This is a genomic window from Corynebacterium pollutisoli, assembly GCF_900177745.1.
In the GTDB taxonomy this organism is placed as follows: domain Bacteria; phylum Actinomycetota; class Actinomycetes; order Mycobacteriales; family Mycobacteriaceae; genus Corynebacterium; species Corynebacterium pollutisoli.
On record NZ_FXAR01000002.1, the window covers coordinates 318,648 to 332,916 of the forward strand.

Annotated in this window: 14 protein-coding genes; 8 read left to right on the top strand and 6 right to left on the bottom strand. The window is 67.8% G+C overall.

The window, feature by feature from the left end; translation table 11 throughout:
• The first annotated feature begins 305 nt into the window (after nt 1–305).
• Nucleotides 306–1,787, top strand: a complete 1,482-nt coding sequence (gene dnaB / locus B9Y70_RS04910) for a replicative DNA helicase (protein WP_085549128.1) — start codon at nt 306–308, stop codon at nt 1,785–1,787.
• 117 nt (nt 1,788–1,904) lie between these two features.
• Nucleotides 1,905–2,468, top strand: coding sequence for a PadR family transcriptional regulator (locus tag B9Y70_RS04915; protein WP_085549129.1), 564 nt, complete (start codon nt 1,905–1,907; stop codon nt 2,466–2,468).
• Here B9Y70_RS04915 and B9Y70_RS04920 read toward each other — a convergent pair.
• A complete protein-coding gene (locus tag B9Y70_RS04920) occupies nt 2,431–3,615 on the bottom strand; it encodes an MFS transporter (protein ID WP_240309134.1) in 1,185 nt (394 codons plus the stop codon). The genes B9Y70_RS04915 and B9Y70_RS04920 overlap by 38 nt on opposite strands.
• Before the next feature lie 378 nt (nt 3,616–3,993).
• Here B9Y70_RS04920 and B9Y70_RS12750 point away from each other — a divergent pair, with 378 nt between their 5' ends.
• Nucleotides 3,994–4,164, top strand: a complete 171-nt coding sequence (locus B9Y70_RS12750; protein ID WP_159449782.1) for a hypothetical protein — start codon at nt 3,994–3,996, stop codon at nt 4,162–4,164.
• 59 nt (nt 4,165–4,223) lie between these two features.
• Here B9Y70_RS12750 and B9Y70_RS04925 read toward each other — a convergent pair whose 3' ends face one another.
• From B9Y70_RS04925 to B9Y70_RS04940, 4 genes are all read right to left on the bottom strand, one after another.
• A complete protein-coding gene (locus B9Y70_RS04925; RefSeq protein ID WP_085549130.1) occupies nt 4,224–5,564 on the bottom strand; it encodes an MFS transporter in 1,341 nt (446 codons plus the stop codon).
• 33 nt (nt 5,565–5,597) lie between these two features.
• Nucleotides 5,598–7,910 (bottom strand): heavy metal translocating P-type ATPase, encoded by a 2,313-nt coding sequence (locus B9Y70_RS04930; protein WP_420838432.1) that lies wholly within the window; start codon nt 7,908–7,910, stop codon nt 5,598–5,600.
• Between the two features lie 96 nt (nt 7,911–8,006).
• Nucleotides 8,007–8,207 carry a heavy-metal-associated domain-containing protein gene (locus tag B9Y70_RS04935; RefSeq protein ID WP_085549132.1) on the bottom strand — a complete coding sequence of 67 codons (201 nt, stop codon included), beginning with the start codon at nt 8,205–8,207 and terminating at the stop codon, nt 8,007–8,009.
• Nucleotides 8,208–8,270: 63 nt separating this feature from the next.
• The gene (locus B9Y70_RS04940) at nt 8,271–8,477 is read right to left on the bottom strand and encodes a heavy-metal-associated domain-containing protein (RefSeq protein ID WP_085549133.1); all 207 of its coding nucleotides are present in this window, start codon (nt 8,475–8,477) and stop codon (nt 8,271–8,273) included.
• 128 nt (nt 8,478–8,605) lie between these two features.
• Here B9Y70_RS04940 and trxA point away from each other — a divergent pair, with 128 nt between their 5' ends.
• Together trxA and B9Y70_RS04950 are read left to right on the top strand one after the other, a co-directional pair.
• Entirely contained in the window at nt 8,606–8,989 is a 384-nt protein-coding gene (trxA, locus tag B9Y70_RS04945; RefSeq protein ID WP_085549134.1) for a thioredoxin, read from the top strand.
• Between the two features lie 125 nt (nt 8,990–9,114).
• Complete coding sequence (locus B9Y70_RS04950; RefSeq protein ID WP_085549135.1) at nt 9,115–10,107, top strand: PspA/IM30 family protein; 993 nt, start codon at nt 9,115–9,117, stop codon at nt 10,105–10,107.
• A 7-nt stretch (nt 10,108–10,114) separates the two neighbouring features.
• Here the strand turns inward: B9Y70_RS04950 and B9Y70_RS04955 are convergent, their stop codons facing one another.
• Complete coding sequence (locus tag B9Y70_RS04955; RefSeq protein ID WP_085549136.1) at nt 10,115–11,425, bottom strand: NYN domain-containing protein; 1,311 nt, start codon at nt 11,423–11,425, stop codon at nt 10,115–10,117.
• A 190-nt stretch (nt 11,426–11,615) separates the two neighbouring features.
• Here B9Y70_RS04955 and B9Y70_RS04960 point away from each other — a divergent pair, with 190 nt between their 5' ends.
• The 3 genes from B9Y70_RS04960 to B9Y70_RS04970 are packed head-to-tail and all read left to right on the top strand — an operon-like array spanning nt 11,616 to nt 13,911.
• Nucleotides 11,616–11,990 carry a GntR family transcriptional regulator gene (locus B9Y70_RS04960; protein WP_205410410.1) on the top strand — a complete coding sequence of 125 codons (375 nt, stop codon included), beginning with the start codon at nt 11,616–11,618 and terminating at the stop codon, nt 11,988–11,990.
• Nucleotides 11,987–12,871: an ABC transporter ATP-binding protein gene (locus B9Y70_RS04965; protein WP_085549138.1), complete on the top strand. Its 885-nt coding sequence runs from the start codon at nt 11,987–11,989 to the stop codon at nt 12,869–12,871. The genes B9Y70_RS04960 and B9Y70_RS04965 overlap by 4 nt, the downstream gene beginning before the upstream one ends.
• A complete protein-coding gene (locus B9Y70_RS04970; RefSeq protein WP_085549139.1) occupies nt 12,868–13,911 on the top strand; it encodes a hypothetical protein in 1,044 nt (347 codons plus the stop codon). The genes B9Y70_RS04965 and B9Y70_RS04970 overlap by 4 nt, the downstream gene beginning before the upstream one ends.
• Nucleotides 13,912–14,269 lie beyond the last annotated feature (358 nt).

Genomic DNA, 14,269 nt, shown 5'->3' on the forward strand with positions numbered 1-14,269 from the left:
GTGGTTATTCACGGTTCCGGAGAGGTTGTCCACAGGCGCGGGAACAGGGTGTGACCTGGGGTTGCGATGCTTTTCGGCGCCCTCTGGCTGTACTCTGTCCACAGGTTGTCCACAGCCCGGTGGGGGTCCGGGGGACAACGACGTCCGTTAACCCGGAGTTGTCCACAGGACATGTGGATAACCCCCGGAATCCGGCCCGTCGCGGCCTGTGGAATACGCGGTGGAAAGCTTGTCCCGGCCACAGTTATCCACAGGGCCCCAGCTGCGGATTCGTGCGCGCGGGGGCCGGGACTAGACTGCGAGGCATGACTTCAGGATTCGGTGGCGCCAGTTTCGACGACGACTACGTGCCGCCGTCCGAGCCGGATCAGCCGGAGGACGGCGGGGACCTGGTCCCGGCACGCCAGGGGCGTTCGGTCGGGCGCCGGGACCGCAACCGCGGCAACTCCGGACCGGCGTTCAGCGAGTACCGTCAGCCGCCGCACGACCGTGAGGCGGAGCAGGGCGTGCTCGGCGCGATGCTGCTCAGTCCGAACACCGTCGTGGAGATCATCGGTGAGCTCTCGCCGGAGGACTTCTACCACCCGGCACACCAGTTGATCTACACGGCGATGATCGACCTGTTCGGTGAGAGCAAGGACATCGATCCGGTCATCGTCGCCGGCCGCCTCGACCGCCACAACGACCTCGAGCGGGTGGGCGGGGCGCCGTACCTGCACACGCTCATCTCCTCGGTGCCCACGGCGGCGAACGCCCGGTACTACGCGGAGATCGTCGCCGAGAAGGCGATCCTCCGTCGTCTGGTGGACGCCGGCACGCGCGTCGTGCAGCTGGGCTACGAGGGCAGCGAGGGCGCGGAGGTCGAGACCGTGCTCGATCTCGCGCAGCAGGAGGTCTTCGCCATCGCGCAGAAGACCGAGACCGAGGACTACGCGGTGCTCGCCGACATCATCGAGCCGACGATGGAGGAGCTCGACAGCATCGCCAACCTCGGGGGCCTGGCGCAGGGCGTGCCCACCGGGTTCGTCGACCTGGACAACCTCACCAATGGTCTCCACGGCGGGCAGATGATCATCGTCGCCGCCCGACCGGGTGTGGGTAAGTCGACCATCGCGCTGGACTTCATGCGCTCGTGTTCGATCAGGCACGGCAAGGCGTCCGTCATCTTCTCGCTGGAGATGAGCAAGTCGGAGATCGTCATGCGACTCATGTCCGCGGAGACGTCGATCAAACTCTCCGACATGCGCTCGGGCCGCATGACCGATGAGGCGTGGACGACGCTGGCCAACCGCGTCGGCCAGATCTCCGAGGCCCCGCTGTTCATCGACGATTCCCCCAACCTCACGATGATGGAGATCCGCTCCAAGGCCCGCCGCCTCAAGCAGAAGCACGATCTGCAGCTCATCGTCATCGACTACCTGCAGCTGATGAGCTCGGGCAAGAAGGTCGAGTCGCGTCAGCAGGAGGTCTCGGAGTTCTCGCGCCAGCTCAAGCTGCTGGCGAAGGAGCTCGACGTGCCCCTGGTGGCGATTTCGCAGCTCAACCGTGGTCCGGAGTCACGTACCGACAAGCGCCCGCAGCTGGCCGACCTGCGTGAGTCCGGCTCGCTGGAGCAGGACGCCGACATGGTCATGCTGCTCTACCGACCGGACTCCCAGGACAAGGAGGATCCCCGTTCGGGTGAGGCGGATGTCATCCTGGCCAAGCACCGTGGTGGTCCCATCGACACCGTCACTGTCGCCCACCAGCTGCACTACTCCCGTTTCGTCGACATGGCCAGCGGCTAGGGGAAAGGACGCCCCGGTGCGGGCCTCCGGAAAGTTATCGATAGATCACTATTGACATAACGATAGATCGCAATATAGAGTGGCGGCAGGCATTCCGATATATCGAAAGGAACGGGAATGTACGACATCACCATCAATCAGGGAATCAACGACGACTGCTGCGGTCGCGGCGGTCACAAGCGTCACCGCCGTCGGATGCACCGACGTCACGGCCAGCACGGCCACCACGGTCAGCACCGGCGGGGCCGCGGACGCGGGGGACGCGCCGGTCGCGGTGATCTGCGCCACGTCCTGCTCGTCCTGCTGGCGGAGCAGCCGATGCACGGTTACCAGCTCATCAACGAGATCAGCGAGCGTACCGACGGTGCCTGGACCCCGTCGCCGGGTGGCATCTACCCCAACCTCAGCCTCCTCGAGGACGAGGGGCTCATCACCATGTCCGTGGAGGACGGCCGCAAGATGGCCACCCTCACCGCCGACGGGCGCGGCCGGGTCGAGGCCAACCCGGAGTGGGCCGGCATCCTCGACGACTACCGGGAGCGTTCCGACGAGGATCCCCGGGGCCGTTACGGAGTGGCCTTCCGGGAGCTGAAGGAGGCGGTGCGTGGGGCGGGCGTCGATAAGCAGGACGCTGTCGCCGATGTCATCGCTGAGGCGGCGCGGAGGATCCGCGGCCTCTAGCGATCCGCACCACCGGGGCGATCGACGCGGCGGCGATGAGCGCGCCGATGACGAACATCGTCGGGTATCCCACGGCGGGCCCCAGGTAGGACAGTGCCAGGGGGGCGAAGAAGCCGACGTACGTCAGCGAGTAGAACACCGCGGTCGCGGCCCCGAGCTCGCGGGCCGGGGCGATGCGGCGGACCTCGCGCAGGCCGGAGACCATCATGATGCCGTAGGCCGCGCCGAGGAGCACCGCCGCCGGGTACACCAGCCACGGTGAGCCGGTGACGGCGACGGCGATCGACATGAACATGCCGGCGACGACGAAGCCGAGGCCGAGAATGGCCGGCGGGACGAGGTCGGAACCGAAGCGGGTGGCCAGCGGCTGGATGAGCACGCCGGTGCCCATCGTCACCGCGACGATGACACCCGTGAAGGCCACCGGCCAGGTGAGCTCGTCGTGGACCAGGGCGGGCAGAATGGCGAAGGCGGTGGACACCGCCCCGAAACCCCACGGGGCCCAGGCGGCGACGGACCAGAGGAAGTCATGCGACAACACGCTGCGGGAGAACATCGGTCGGCGTTCCGCGCCCGGCTGCGCGGCACCGCCCGGCGTGCGCCACACGAGCGGTGCGATGAGCGCCAGCACCACCAGGTGCACCAGGTAGGGCAGCACGTTGGGGTAGGGCAGGAACTGTCCGATGAGCCCGGCCAGCAGCGGGCCGCCGCCGAAACCGAGGGAGAGCGCGATCGTCGCGCGGCGCGCACCGACGTGCGAGGGGCCGGACGAGAGCTCCTGCAGCCAGGCGGCACCGGCGGCCATGATGAGGCCGATGGCGGTGCCCGCGATGAAACGCCCCGCGCTGAGCGCGATGAAGGAGCCCGTGGATCCCAGCGCCAGGACCGCCGACCCGACGCCGCCGATGAGCAGTGCCGGGCGGATCATGGCGCGACGGCCCTTGATGTCGGACAGCGGCCCGCCGATGAGCAGTGACGGGACGAGGCCGAGAACGTAGATCGCCAGAAGGAACGTCACCTGGGACTGACTGAGCCCCGCGGCGTCCCGGTAGGAGGGGAGCAGCGGGGCGAAGATGTTGGCGCCGAAGGCGACGACGAACAATCCGAGGCCGACCCGGAGCCAGTTGCGGTTGTCTGCAGCCGTCACTGTGCCTCCTTGGTGTTATCTGAGACTGTCCGCACAGTGTACGCGTGATCATGGCGCAGGTTACTGCGCTTAGCATCCCCGCAAGCCGGAACGGGAGGTCCCCCGGGTGAACCCCGGGAATCTCCCTGGCCCCAGGGTGCCCCCGAATTGGGGTGGCGCGTCGTGTGGCCCGGGACTGGATCGGCCACCTATAAGTGAGGAAGCTCACGCCTCAAAGGGTTGCTTTCCTGGGCTTTTGATGCGTGTTAGGGCGACCTATCTAAGGGCGTAATAACTAAGACATGGCTTACCAATGGTGCTTGACCTGCGCAAACATCCTAAACTCAGGGACATCAACATCACGCCGAGCACCGCAAGAAGGAATCAAGGAGGGACAGCATGACCACTCGAGAGTTCAACCCCCGAACCGCCACGTTCAACAACACCATCCGTGTCGAGCGCACCGAGCGGGCCACCATCCTGGCGGTGCCGCGTCACCTCGAGGACTTCGCGCACGAGCGCAAGCCCAGCTTCATGGATCGCCTCGCCGGCATCCTCAGCTTCAGCTGACGATCCACACACCAGATAAGCCCCCGGTTCACGAACCGGGGGCTTCGTCGTGCCGGGGGTCAGGCGTCGAGCACCTTGCCGCGCTGCTCCGGCAGGGTGAGCGTGGCCACCGCCGCCAGCACGAAGGCCGCGGAGAAGAGGCTGAACAGGGCGATCGAGTCACCCCACAGCAGGATCGGCGGCACGATGAGCGGGGCGATGATGGAGGCGATGCGGCCGAAGCCGGCGGCCGACCCGGTGCCCGCGCCGCGGATGTGCGAAGGGTAGAGCTCCGGGCCGATGGCGTACAGCGCACCCCAGGCGCCCAGGTTGAAGAACGACAGCAGGCAGCCGGCCAGGATGATCGTGGTCTCCGTGGAGGCGGTGCCGAAAAACAGGGCCGAGGCCGCCGAACCGAGGAGGAAGGTCGCCAGGGTGGGGCGGCGGCCCCAGGTCTCGATGAGCCAGGCCGCCATCGCGTAGCCGGGCAGCTGCGCGAGGGTGATGATGAGCGTGAACTGGAAGGACTTCACCAATGTGAAGCCGTCGGCCACGAGCAGGGACGGGATCCAGATGAAGGCGCCGTAGTAGGAGAGGTTGACGCAGAACCACACGATCCACAGGGCGGCGGTGCGTCCCCGCAGGCCGCGGGCCCAGATGGAGGAGGCCTCCTCGAAGTCCTCCCGGGGGGCCTCGCGGAGACGCTGGGCCTCGGCGGCGTCGATACGCTGCAGTTCGGCCGGGTCGACGTCGGCCTCGAAGGAGGCGACGACCTCCTCGGCCTTCTCGTGCCGGCCCTTGTCCTCCAGGAAGCGGACGGACTCCGGCAGGCCCTTGCGCACGTAGATGGCGTAGAAGGTGGGGATCATGCCCAGGGCCAGCGCCCAGCGCCAGCCGTCGTCGGAGGCGGTGACCACGAAGTAGCCGATGAGCGCGGCGGCGATCCAGCCGACGGCCCAGAACGCCTCGAGAATGACCACCATGCGGCCGCGATACTTCCGCGGGGAGAACTCCGAGACGAGCGTGGAGGCGACGGGCAGCTCGGCACCGAGGCCGAGGCCGACGACGAATCGCAGGGCGATGAGCACCGCCAGGCTGCCCGCCAGCGCGGAGGCGCCGGTGGCCAGGCCGTAGACCAGCAGAGTGAGGGCGAAGACCTGGCGGCGGCCGATGCGGTCGGCCAGCAGGCCACCGAACGTCGCGCCGAGCGCCATGCCGACGAAACCGACGGAACCCAGCCAGGAGGTCTGCGTCGGGGTGAGGCCCCAGTGGACGGCCAGCGCAGCCATGATGAAGGAGATGAGGCCGACGTCCATCGCGTCGAGCGCCCAACCGATGCCGGAGCCGAAGAGCAGCTTCCGGTGTTTACCTGTGACCGGCAGCCGGTCGAGCCGCTGGTTCCTGGTCAGTGCGTGATTCATGTATCGATTTTAAACCCGGCCCGGGGTCCGGGCTCAGCGGGTCGAATTCACGGCGTCGAGGTGAGACTCCTTTCGACTGGCGGAGGACTCCTTTCGACGGGGTGAATTCGCCGGGGTCGCCGTGAACCCGCGCAGCCGCAGCGAGTTGGTCACCACGAACACCGAGGAGAACGCCATGGCCACGCCGGCGAGCATCGGGTTGAGCAGGCCGACGGCGGCGACGGGGATGAGGACGACGTTGTAGGCGAACGCCCAGAACAGGTTTCCCTTGATCGTGCCGAGCGTGCGGCGGGAGAGCCGGATCGCGTGGGCGGCGGAGCGCAGGTCGTCGTTCATGAGGGTGATGTCGGAGGCCTCGATGGCCACGTCGGTGCCGGCACCCATGGCCAGGCCGAGGTCGGCGCGGGCGAGGGCGGCGGCGTCATTGACTCCGTCGCCGACCATCGCGACGACGCGGCCCTCGTTCTGGAGCTTCTCGACGACGGCCAACTTCTCATCCGGCATCACCTCCGCGATGACGTCCGACTCGCGGACGCCCACCTCCCGGGCGACCGCCCGGGCGGCGCCTGCGTTGTCGCCGGTGAGCAGCATCGGGGTGAGGCCCAGTTCCCGTAGTGCGGCGACGGCCTCGGCGGAGGTGGCCTTGACGGTGTCACGCACGGTGATGACGCCGGCCGGCTGCCCGTCAAGCGAGACGACGACCGGGGTGCCACCCTGCTCCTGAGCCGCGTCGAAGGCGGTGCGGAGGGGGGCGGGGAGGTCGCCGGCGGGGCGGCCGACGGTGACCTCGCGGGCGTCGACGACACCACGCACCCCCTGCCCGGCGGCGTTGCTGAAGTCACTGACTGCCGGCAGGTTGTCCCCGGCCCGGCGCACGACGGCGCGGGCGATGGGGTGCTCGGAGCCGGCCTCGACGGCGGCGCCCAGGCGGAGCACCTCCTCCGGTGTCACGCCCGCGGCGGCGGTGACGTCGGTGACGGCCATCGCACCCTCGGTGACGGTGCCGGTCTTGTCCATGACGATGGTGTCCACGCGCCGGGTCGACTCGAGGACCTCGGGGCCCTTGATGAGCAGGCCCAGCTGCGCGCCGCGCCCGGTGCCCACGAGCAGGGCGGTGGGGGTGGCCAGGCCGAGGGCGCAGGGGCAGGCGATGATGAGCACCGCGACGGCGGCCGTGAACGCCGGGGCCAGGCCGTGGCCGAGCAGCAGGTGCGTGGCCAGGGTGAGCAGGGAGACGAGGATGACCACCGGCACGAACACCTGTGAGATCCGGTCCACCAGGCGCTGCACCGGGGCCTTGCGGGCCTGTGCCTCGGAGACGAGCCGGGCCATCTGCGCCAGGGTGGAGTCGGCGCCGACGCGGGTGACCTCGATGAGCAGGCGGCCGGAGGCGTTGATCGTGGCTCCCGTGACCGTGGATCCCACGCCCACCTCGACGGGCACGGATTCTCCGGTGAGCATGGACTCGTCGACGGCGGAGGCGCCTTCGGTGACGCGGCCGTCGGCGGCGATCTTCTCACCGGGGCGCACGACGATGACATCGCCCACGGCCAGGTCGCGGATGGGGACGCGGGTCTCCCGACCGTCGCGCAGCACAGCGGCGTCCTTCGCCCCCATGTCGAGCAGCGCGCGCAGCGCCTCGGAGGACCGTCCCTTGGCGCGGGTCTCGAACCATCGCCCGAGCAGCAGGAACGTGATCACCACGGCGGTGGTCTCCAGGTAGATCTCGTCCATCGTCGTGTCGGACGGGAAGAGGTGCATCTCCATCGTCATGCCGGGGTGGCCGGCGTTGCCGAGGAACAGCGCCCACAGACTCCACAGGTACGCCGCCGAGGTGCCCAGCGTGATGAGCGTGTCCATCGTGAACGAACTCTGCCGCAGGTTGGCCCACGTCGCGCGGTGGAAGGGCGCGCCACCGGTGAAGAACACCGGCGTGGTCATCGTCAGCACCGCCCACTGCCAGTAGGTGAACTGCAGCGCGGGGATCATGCTGAGCGCCACGATCGGCACCGTGAGCACGGCGGACATGATGAGTCGGTGCCTGAGGTCCGCCGCCTCGCGGGCGCGGGCGGCTTCGTGCGGGTCCGCGCTTATCGACGCCCCGTCCCCGTCGGCCGTCTCCGCCGGCACATCGGGGGAGAGCTCGAAGGCGTCGTACCCGGCACCGCGCACCACGTCGATGAGGGCGGCGCTGTCCACCTTGGAGGGGTCGAAGGAGATCGAGGCCGTCTCCGTGGCGAAGTTGACGGTGGCCTCGACGCCGTCGACCTTGTTGAGTTTGCGTTCGACGCGCCCGGAGCAGGCCGTGCAGGTCATGCCGGTGACGCCGAGATCGAGAGTGTCCATACCCCGAGGATATACCCCCATAGGGTATCCGGCAATGACAGGAAAACCCGGCCCCTGGAAAGGGGCCGGGTCGACGGGGGCGTCGATAAGCAGCGGTTACGCCAGCTTGTAGCCCGCCTCCTCGATGGCGGCGGTGACGGCCTCGTCGGTGAAGCCCTCGCCGGAGACGGTGACCGTCCCGGCTTCGTGCGAGGCGTCGACGGTGGAGACGCCGGCGACCTCGCCGACCTCCTCGCGGACGGACATCTCGCAGTGGCCGCAGGTCATGCCCTCGACCTGGTAGTTCTTGACTGCCATGGGTGCTCCTCTTCTCGGGGTTCTCCGGCTGACTTTATACCCTCAGGGGGTACCCGGCAAGGATCAGGCCTGGTCGCGCAGCTGGAAACCGGCGTTCTCGACGGCGCGGGCGACCAGCACGTCCGAGATCTCCTCGCCGGTCACGGCGACCCGGCCGGACTTGAGATCGACCTCGACGCCCTGGGTGCCCGGGATCTCGTTGATCTCGTCCTCGACCGAGGTGCGGCAGGCGTCGCTGGTCATGCCCTCGACGACGTAGTTCTTGATCATGGGGTCCTTTCCTCCGGCTGCTCGGCCCCTGGGGAATAAGGTCCGTCCAGGTAGGGTTGAGCTAGAACGACACCGCATAACAGCGGTTCTATGTAATACCTTACAAAACGACCTTTCAGGAGAATCCCTTGGCAACCATTGACGTCACCGAAGCAACTTTCGAGGAGACCGTGACCGGTGAGGGCATCGTCCTCGTCGACGCCTGGGCCTCCTGGTGCGGCCCCTGCCGCGCCTTCGCCCCGACCTTCGAGGCCGCCTCCGAGAACCACCCGGACGCCACCTTCGCGAAGCTGGACACCGAGGCCCACCAGGGTCTCGCCGCCGCCCTGCAGATCCAGTCGATCCCGACGCTCATGATCTTCCGCGACGGCATCATGGTCTACCGCGACGCCGGTGCCCTGCCCCCGGCCGCCCTCGAGGATCTCATCGGCCAGGTCAAGGGTCTGGACATGGACGATGTCCGCCGCCAGGTCGCCGAGGCCAACTCCGCCCGCGACGCCGAGGGTCAGTAAACCCCGTCAACCTCCAGTGGCCCGGCTCCCCGTGTGGGAGCCGGGCTTCATTGATTCCGACGGGCCCGGGGATTTCTCTCTAAACTTTCACCTGAGAGCCCGATCTAAGAAAGAGAGACCCGCACATGCCGAATCCCCTGTCCAAGGGCTGGAAGTACCTCATGGCCTCCTTCGATTCCAAGATCGACGAGAATGCCGACCCCAAGGTGCAGATCCAGCAGGCCACGCAGGCCGCGAAGCGTCAGCACCAGCAGATCACCGAGCAGGCCGCAGCGGTGATCGGCAACCAGAAGCAGCTCGAGATGAAGCTCGACCGCCTGCTCAAGTCCCAGCAGGACCACCAGGAGCAGGCCCGCACCGCGCTGCAGGCCGCCGACAAGGCCGCCGCCGAGGGGGACACCGCCAAGGCGCAGGAGTACAACAACACCGCCGAGATCTTCGCCTCCCAGCTCGTCGCCGTCGAGCAGCAGCTGGAGGAGACCAGGCAGCTCCACGCCCAGGCCACCCAGAACGCCGAGCAGGCCACCCGTCAGCAGCTGGAGTCCGAGGCCCGCCTCAAGGAGCAGCTCGCCCAGATCGACCAGCTCCGCGCGCAGGCCGACCAGGCCGCCATGCAGGAGACCGCCACCCGAGCCATGGACTCCATGCAGGAGCTGCGCCCGGACGGCAATGTGCCCACCCTGGACTCCGTGCGGGAGAAGATCGAGCGGCGTTACGCCGACGCCCTCGGCGCGCAGGAACTCACCCAGCACTCCGTCAACGACCGCATGGCGGAAATCGCCAGCGCCGGCACGGACATGAAGGCGTCCGCCCGTCTCGCCGAGATCCGGGCCTCCATGGCCGGCGGTGCCGCGGGTGAGCTCACCGAAGGTACGGGTGAGACCGCGGAGCCCGAGCTGGTCGACGCCGAGCCGGTCGAGAAGGACGAGACCCGCTCCGAGGAGGACCGTCGTCGCGAGTACGAGGCCGCCGACGAGGGCATGGGTGCCGCGCCGGGCGTCAAGGACGCGAAGTTCCGCAGGGAGGAGGCTGCGAAGCAGACCTCCGACGCCCGCGCAGAGGCCGACGCCGCCGGGGAGGGGATGATCCCCGACGAGCCCGGCGGCGACGACAAGTAGGGAGGAACTACTCGCGGACCTCTCGGCGGAAGTTGATCAGGACGCCGCGGATCCCCGAGTGGAACCCGTCCCGGAGGTTGACCCGCTGCGATTCGCTCAGCGTGTACTCGTGCAGAGTCTCGCAGGCGAACTGCAGCAGCGGGCGGTCGATCTCCGGGGGCAGTCCGCCACCCGAGAGCAGATGCGCGGAATCGCGCTGCTCGGAGGTGGCGGCATTGTCATACCACCAGGTCGCGTACTGCTGACCGACGTCGAAAGGCGTCTGGAAACCGGCGGAGGACCAGACCTCCTCCGGCAGCGGCACGTACCGCGACCGCAGTTTGCGCCGCGGGGCCATCATCGACGGCTTCGGGGCGCTCGGCCTGGGTGCCGGCTTGGGGGCCGACTCCTCGGTGACGGTCGGGGCGGTCGGCTTCGGGGCCTCGGCCGGGCTCTGATTCGGGCTCTGGCTCTGCGCGGCGGCGGCCTTGTCCTCCTCGCTGACCTCCCGGGCCGCGGCACTGGCGGCGGCCTGGACAGCCGCCTCCACGGGGGAGGGGGCCTGCGAGACCGGGCTGGCGGGGGCGAAGGTGCCCTCGGGCTCCTTCCCCGCGTCGGAGTCGGTCGGCGCATCGGCCGGCTGCCCGTCCGAGGAGGCTGCCGACTCATCCTCGGTCGGGGTGGTCTCGGAGGGGGCGAGGGTGCCGGGGCTGGGGACCTCGGTCATGCCGAGTTCCTCGATGGGCTCGGCGTCGGACAGCGGACGGTCCCGGACCACCGGGGGCAGGGGACCCTCGAGCACCTGCAGCTGCATGGCCTCGGCGAAGTCCTCGCGCGGGTCGAGGATCGTCGTCGAGTCGCAGGCGTGGCGCAGGGCGGAGGACATGGAGTCCCAGCCGAATCCGTAGAGGTGGACGCGGAGGCCGTGGTTGGTGGCCTCGTTGACGCCCGGGATCATGTCGGCGTCGCCCGAGACGAGCACGATGTCGGACACCTGCTGGCGGCAGGCGGCGACGACCATGTCGGCGACGAGGCGGGTGTCCACGGCCTTCTGGGTGCGGCGCTCACCCCATTCGATGAGCTGGCCGGCGCGCAGCTGCACGCCGTCGCAGGTGCGCAGTGCCCGCTGGTAGCGGTGCGGGCCCGTCTCCGGGATGCCGTCGTACCAGAGCTGACGGTGAATGGGCTGGTGGAGCTGGGTCTGGATCATGTTCCCGAGGACGTTGACCACCTCGGGAAGATCAATCTCTAACTGTGCACGGGCACCTGTTTCCCAGGAGTTATAGAAACTCGCCAGGAGATAAGAGGTGTCGACGAAGACAAGTGTGCGCTCAAGCATGGCTCCTAATTTCTGTTTGTTCGTAATTAAGTTGCGTTTCTTCCATACCAGCATGCCCTAACCTGGTGCGCCGCGTCGATGGCGGCCCCGGGATTCCAGGCAAATTCGCAGGTGGGCGGGCTGTGGGTGGCCAAGTTTTTATCCGTGATATAGGTTAGTTAGTGGAGTAGCCAACCAACTAAGTAGGTGAGTGATGGACACGACAGCGCCCCTGTTCCGGCAGATCGCCGAACTCATCGAAGATTCCGTCGTTGACGGCACCCTCGCGGCAGGTGACCGTGCGCCCTCCACCAACGAGTTGGCCGACTTCCACGACATCAACCCCGCCACCGCCCGCCGCGGCCTCTCCCTCCTCGTCGACTCTGGCGTGCTGGAGAAGCGGCGCGGAATCGGCATGTTCGTCACCGTCGGCGCCCGCGACCTCATCGTCGCCCGCCGTCGCGAGGACTTCGCCGCCAACTACCTCGCCCCGCTCGTTGACGAAGCCGTGAAACTCGACTTCACGCGGGCCGACATCCGCCACCTCATCGACGCCGTCGCAGAAAGCCGAGGTCTCTACCGATGATCACCGCCCACAATCTCTCCGCCGGTTACCGCCGGAACTCCGAGGTGCTGCAGGGCATGTCCTTCACCCTGGAACCCGGTCTCATCCACGGCCTCATCGGCCGCAACGGTTCCGGCAAGACCACACTGCTGCGGGTCCTGGCCGGGCAGCTCGCCGCCGACGGTGAGGTGGAGGTCTTCGGGGAGCCGCCCTTCGACCGGGCCTCCGTCATGGACCGCCTGGTTCTGGCGGGCATCGATGCCCCCTTGCCCGACCGGTGGTCGGTGTCCACGCTTCTCGACGTCGCCGCCGCCCGCTGGTCCACCTGGAATCCGGCCCGCGCCGCCGAGCTGGTGTCGCGTTTCGATCTGTCCCCGGACACCCGCTACTCCGAGCTCTCCCGCGGACAGAAGTCCGCGGCCAGCATTGTTCTGGCGGTGGCCAGCGGCTGTGAACTGCTGCTTCTCGACGAACCGTATCTCGGGCTCGACGTCGCCAAGCGGGAACAGTTCTACCGGACGCTGCGTGAGGAGGCCGGGCGCACCATCGTCCTGTCCACCCACCACCTCCACGAGGCGGAGAAACTGCTGGACACCGTGCTCTACATCGACGACGGTCGCGTCATCCTCCACGGAGCCATCGACGAGGTGTCCGCCCGCTTCGTTCAACTGAGCGGGGCGTCCGATGATGTGGACCGGGTCCTCAACCGCCTGGGGAGCCTCCGGGAGCTGCGCCGTACGGACCTGTCGTTGGGCCGGCGCAGCGTCGTCGATCTGGGTGACGGTGCCGCCGACATTGACGCGGTGGCGCATGCCGCTGCCCAGGTCGGACCGGTGAAGGTCACCGAGCTCACCCTCGAGAACGCCGTGCTGGCCATGACCACGACGGGAGATCCGCGATGAACCAGGTCGTCTCCCAGGCCCGCCTCTTCCGGGCCCTGGCGTTGCGTCCCCGTCTGCTCACCGGGTTCGTTCCGCTGTTCATGTTCACCACACTGGCGACAATCGTGGCCTCCGGAGCTACGTTCTGGGCACAGATCGTGCTGGTCGCGCTCATGATGTGGGTGATCCGGCCCGCCTGGGTGGACTACCAGGCCCTGTCGCTGGGCAGCGTGACCTGGAGGAGACACCGGCGGTGGTTGGGCGCGATCGCGCTCACCTTCGCGCTGCTCGTGGCGCTGCTGTTGCGGACACTCACGCCCGCGGGCGACGACACCGCGCTCATCTATCCGGTACTGGTGGCCGTCAGCCTGCTCATCGTCGTCGACTCTCCGGTACGGGGCATCGACAAGCGGCAACGTGCGGAACGGGGCCTGGGGCGCTTCCTCCCCGTCGACCCGGTCAACCAGATCATCCGCGCCCCGCAGCTGACCATGTGGACGACCCTGTGGGTGGCTGCCCTGGTCTATCTCCTCATTCGTTGGGGGTTGGAGGCCTACATGGGTGGCGACACCGACCACGTCACCGGGTTCATCTTCCTCGCCGTGTACCTGCCCATCGTCCTGCTCACGCAGCGACCATTGCGGTCCTCGCTCCGGCAGTGGGTCGCGATCGGCGGCACCCGCGGCCGTTGGGCCCGCGAAACCTGGGCTGTCGGAGGAGTCAACGTGGTCCTGGGAGCGGTCGGTGCCGCCGTCATGCTGTCGCGAGGTGGCAGCGCCCGCGACGGGGCCATGCTGTTCGCGGTGATCGTGCTGTTTCTGGTGGGTTCCGTCATCCTCGAGCTTGTCGACGTCCGCACCATCGGTTTCCACGCCCTGCCCCTGGTGGCCATCGTCGCGGTGCTCGTCGCCCACGGTTTCGGAGCTCCGGCTGTGCTCGTCACCGTCGGAGCACTCGCCTCCTATGCGGGTCTCGGATGGAGCGTGCACCATGCAGCGGCCCGGGTATCCGTCTTCACCCACGGGGTGACCGGGGCTCGGGAGCGTCCATTGAGCGCATAACAGCGTTCCCGGTGGCATCGATTTCACTGCTGTGACCTGGGGGTTTGTGTTGTTGTGGGGTGGTGTGTAACTTTATGTGAGTCAGCGCGACCGACAACGCCCCGCAGACAGTCACTCCGAGTGGGTGGTTGGGTGTGTGTAGGCGGTAGGAAAACAGGCCCTGGCGGAATGAGATCAGTTGGGATTTGACTTCGGTCGGTTCGGTTGGTTAAGTTCGTTTCTCGTCGCTGTGAGCTTCTCCACTGTGGTGGTGTGGTTCTGGTGTGCGGTTGTTGTGTGAGAACTCAATAGTGTGCCAATGTACTTTTGTTTGTGGTTGTTGGTTGTGTGTGCTGGCTGGCTGCCTTGATGGGTGGTT

Coding starts and splice junctions, on each gene's coding strand:
- B9Y70_RS04935 (WP_085549132.1), bottom strand. CDS start 8,207: ATGGCAGTCAAGAACTACCAGGTCGAGGGCATGACCTGCGGCCACTGC.
- B9Y70_RS12750 (WP_159449782.1), top strand. CDS start 3,994: ATGACCACTCGAGAGTTCAACCCCCGAACCGCCACGTTCAACAACACC.
- B9Y70_RS04970 (WP_085549139.1), top strand. CDS start 12,868: ATGAACCAGGTCGTCTCCCAGGCCCGCCTCTTCCGGGCCCTGGCGTTG.
- B9Y70_RS04925 (WP_085549130.1), bottom strand. CDS start 5,564: ATGAATCACGCACTGACCAGGAACCAGCGGCTCGACCGGCTGCCGGTC.
- B9Y70_RS04955 (WP_085549136.1), bottom strand. CDS start 11,425: ATGCTTGAGCGCACACTTGTCTTCGTCGACACCTCTTATCTCCTGGCG.
- dnaB (WP_085549128.1), top strand. CDS start 306: ATGACTTCAGGATTCGGTGGCGCCAGTTTCGACGACGACTACGTGCCG.
- B9Y70_RS04940 (WP_085549133.1), bottom strand. CDS start 8,477: ATGATCAAGAACTACGTCGTCGAGGGCATGACCAGCGACGCCTGCCGC.
- B9Y70_RS04915 (WP_085549129.1), top strand. CDS start 1,905: ATGTACGACATCACCATCAATCAGGGAATCAACGACGACTGCTGCGGT.
- B9Y70_RS04965 (WP_085549138.1), top strand. CDS start 11,987: ATGATCACCGCCCACAATCTCTCCGCCGGTTACCGCCGGAACTCCGAG.
- B9Y70_RS04950 (WP_085549135.1), top strand. CDS start 9,115: ATGCCGAATCCCCTGTCCAAGGGCTGGAAGTACCTCATGGCCTCCTTC.
- B9Y70_RS04930 (WP_420838432.1), bottom strand. CDS start 7,910: ATGGACACTCTCGATCTCGGCGTCACCGGCATGACCTGCACGGCCTGC.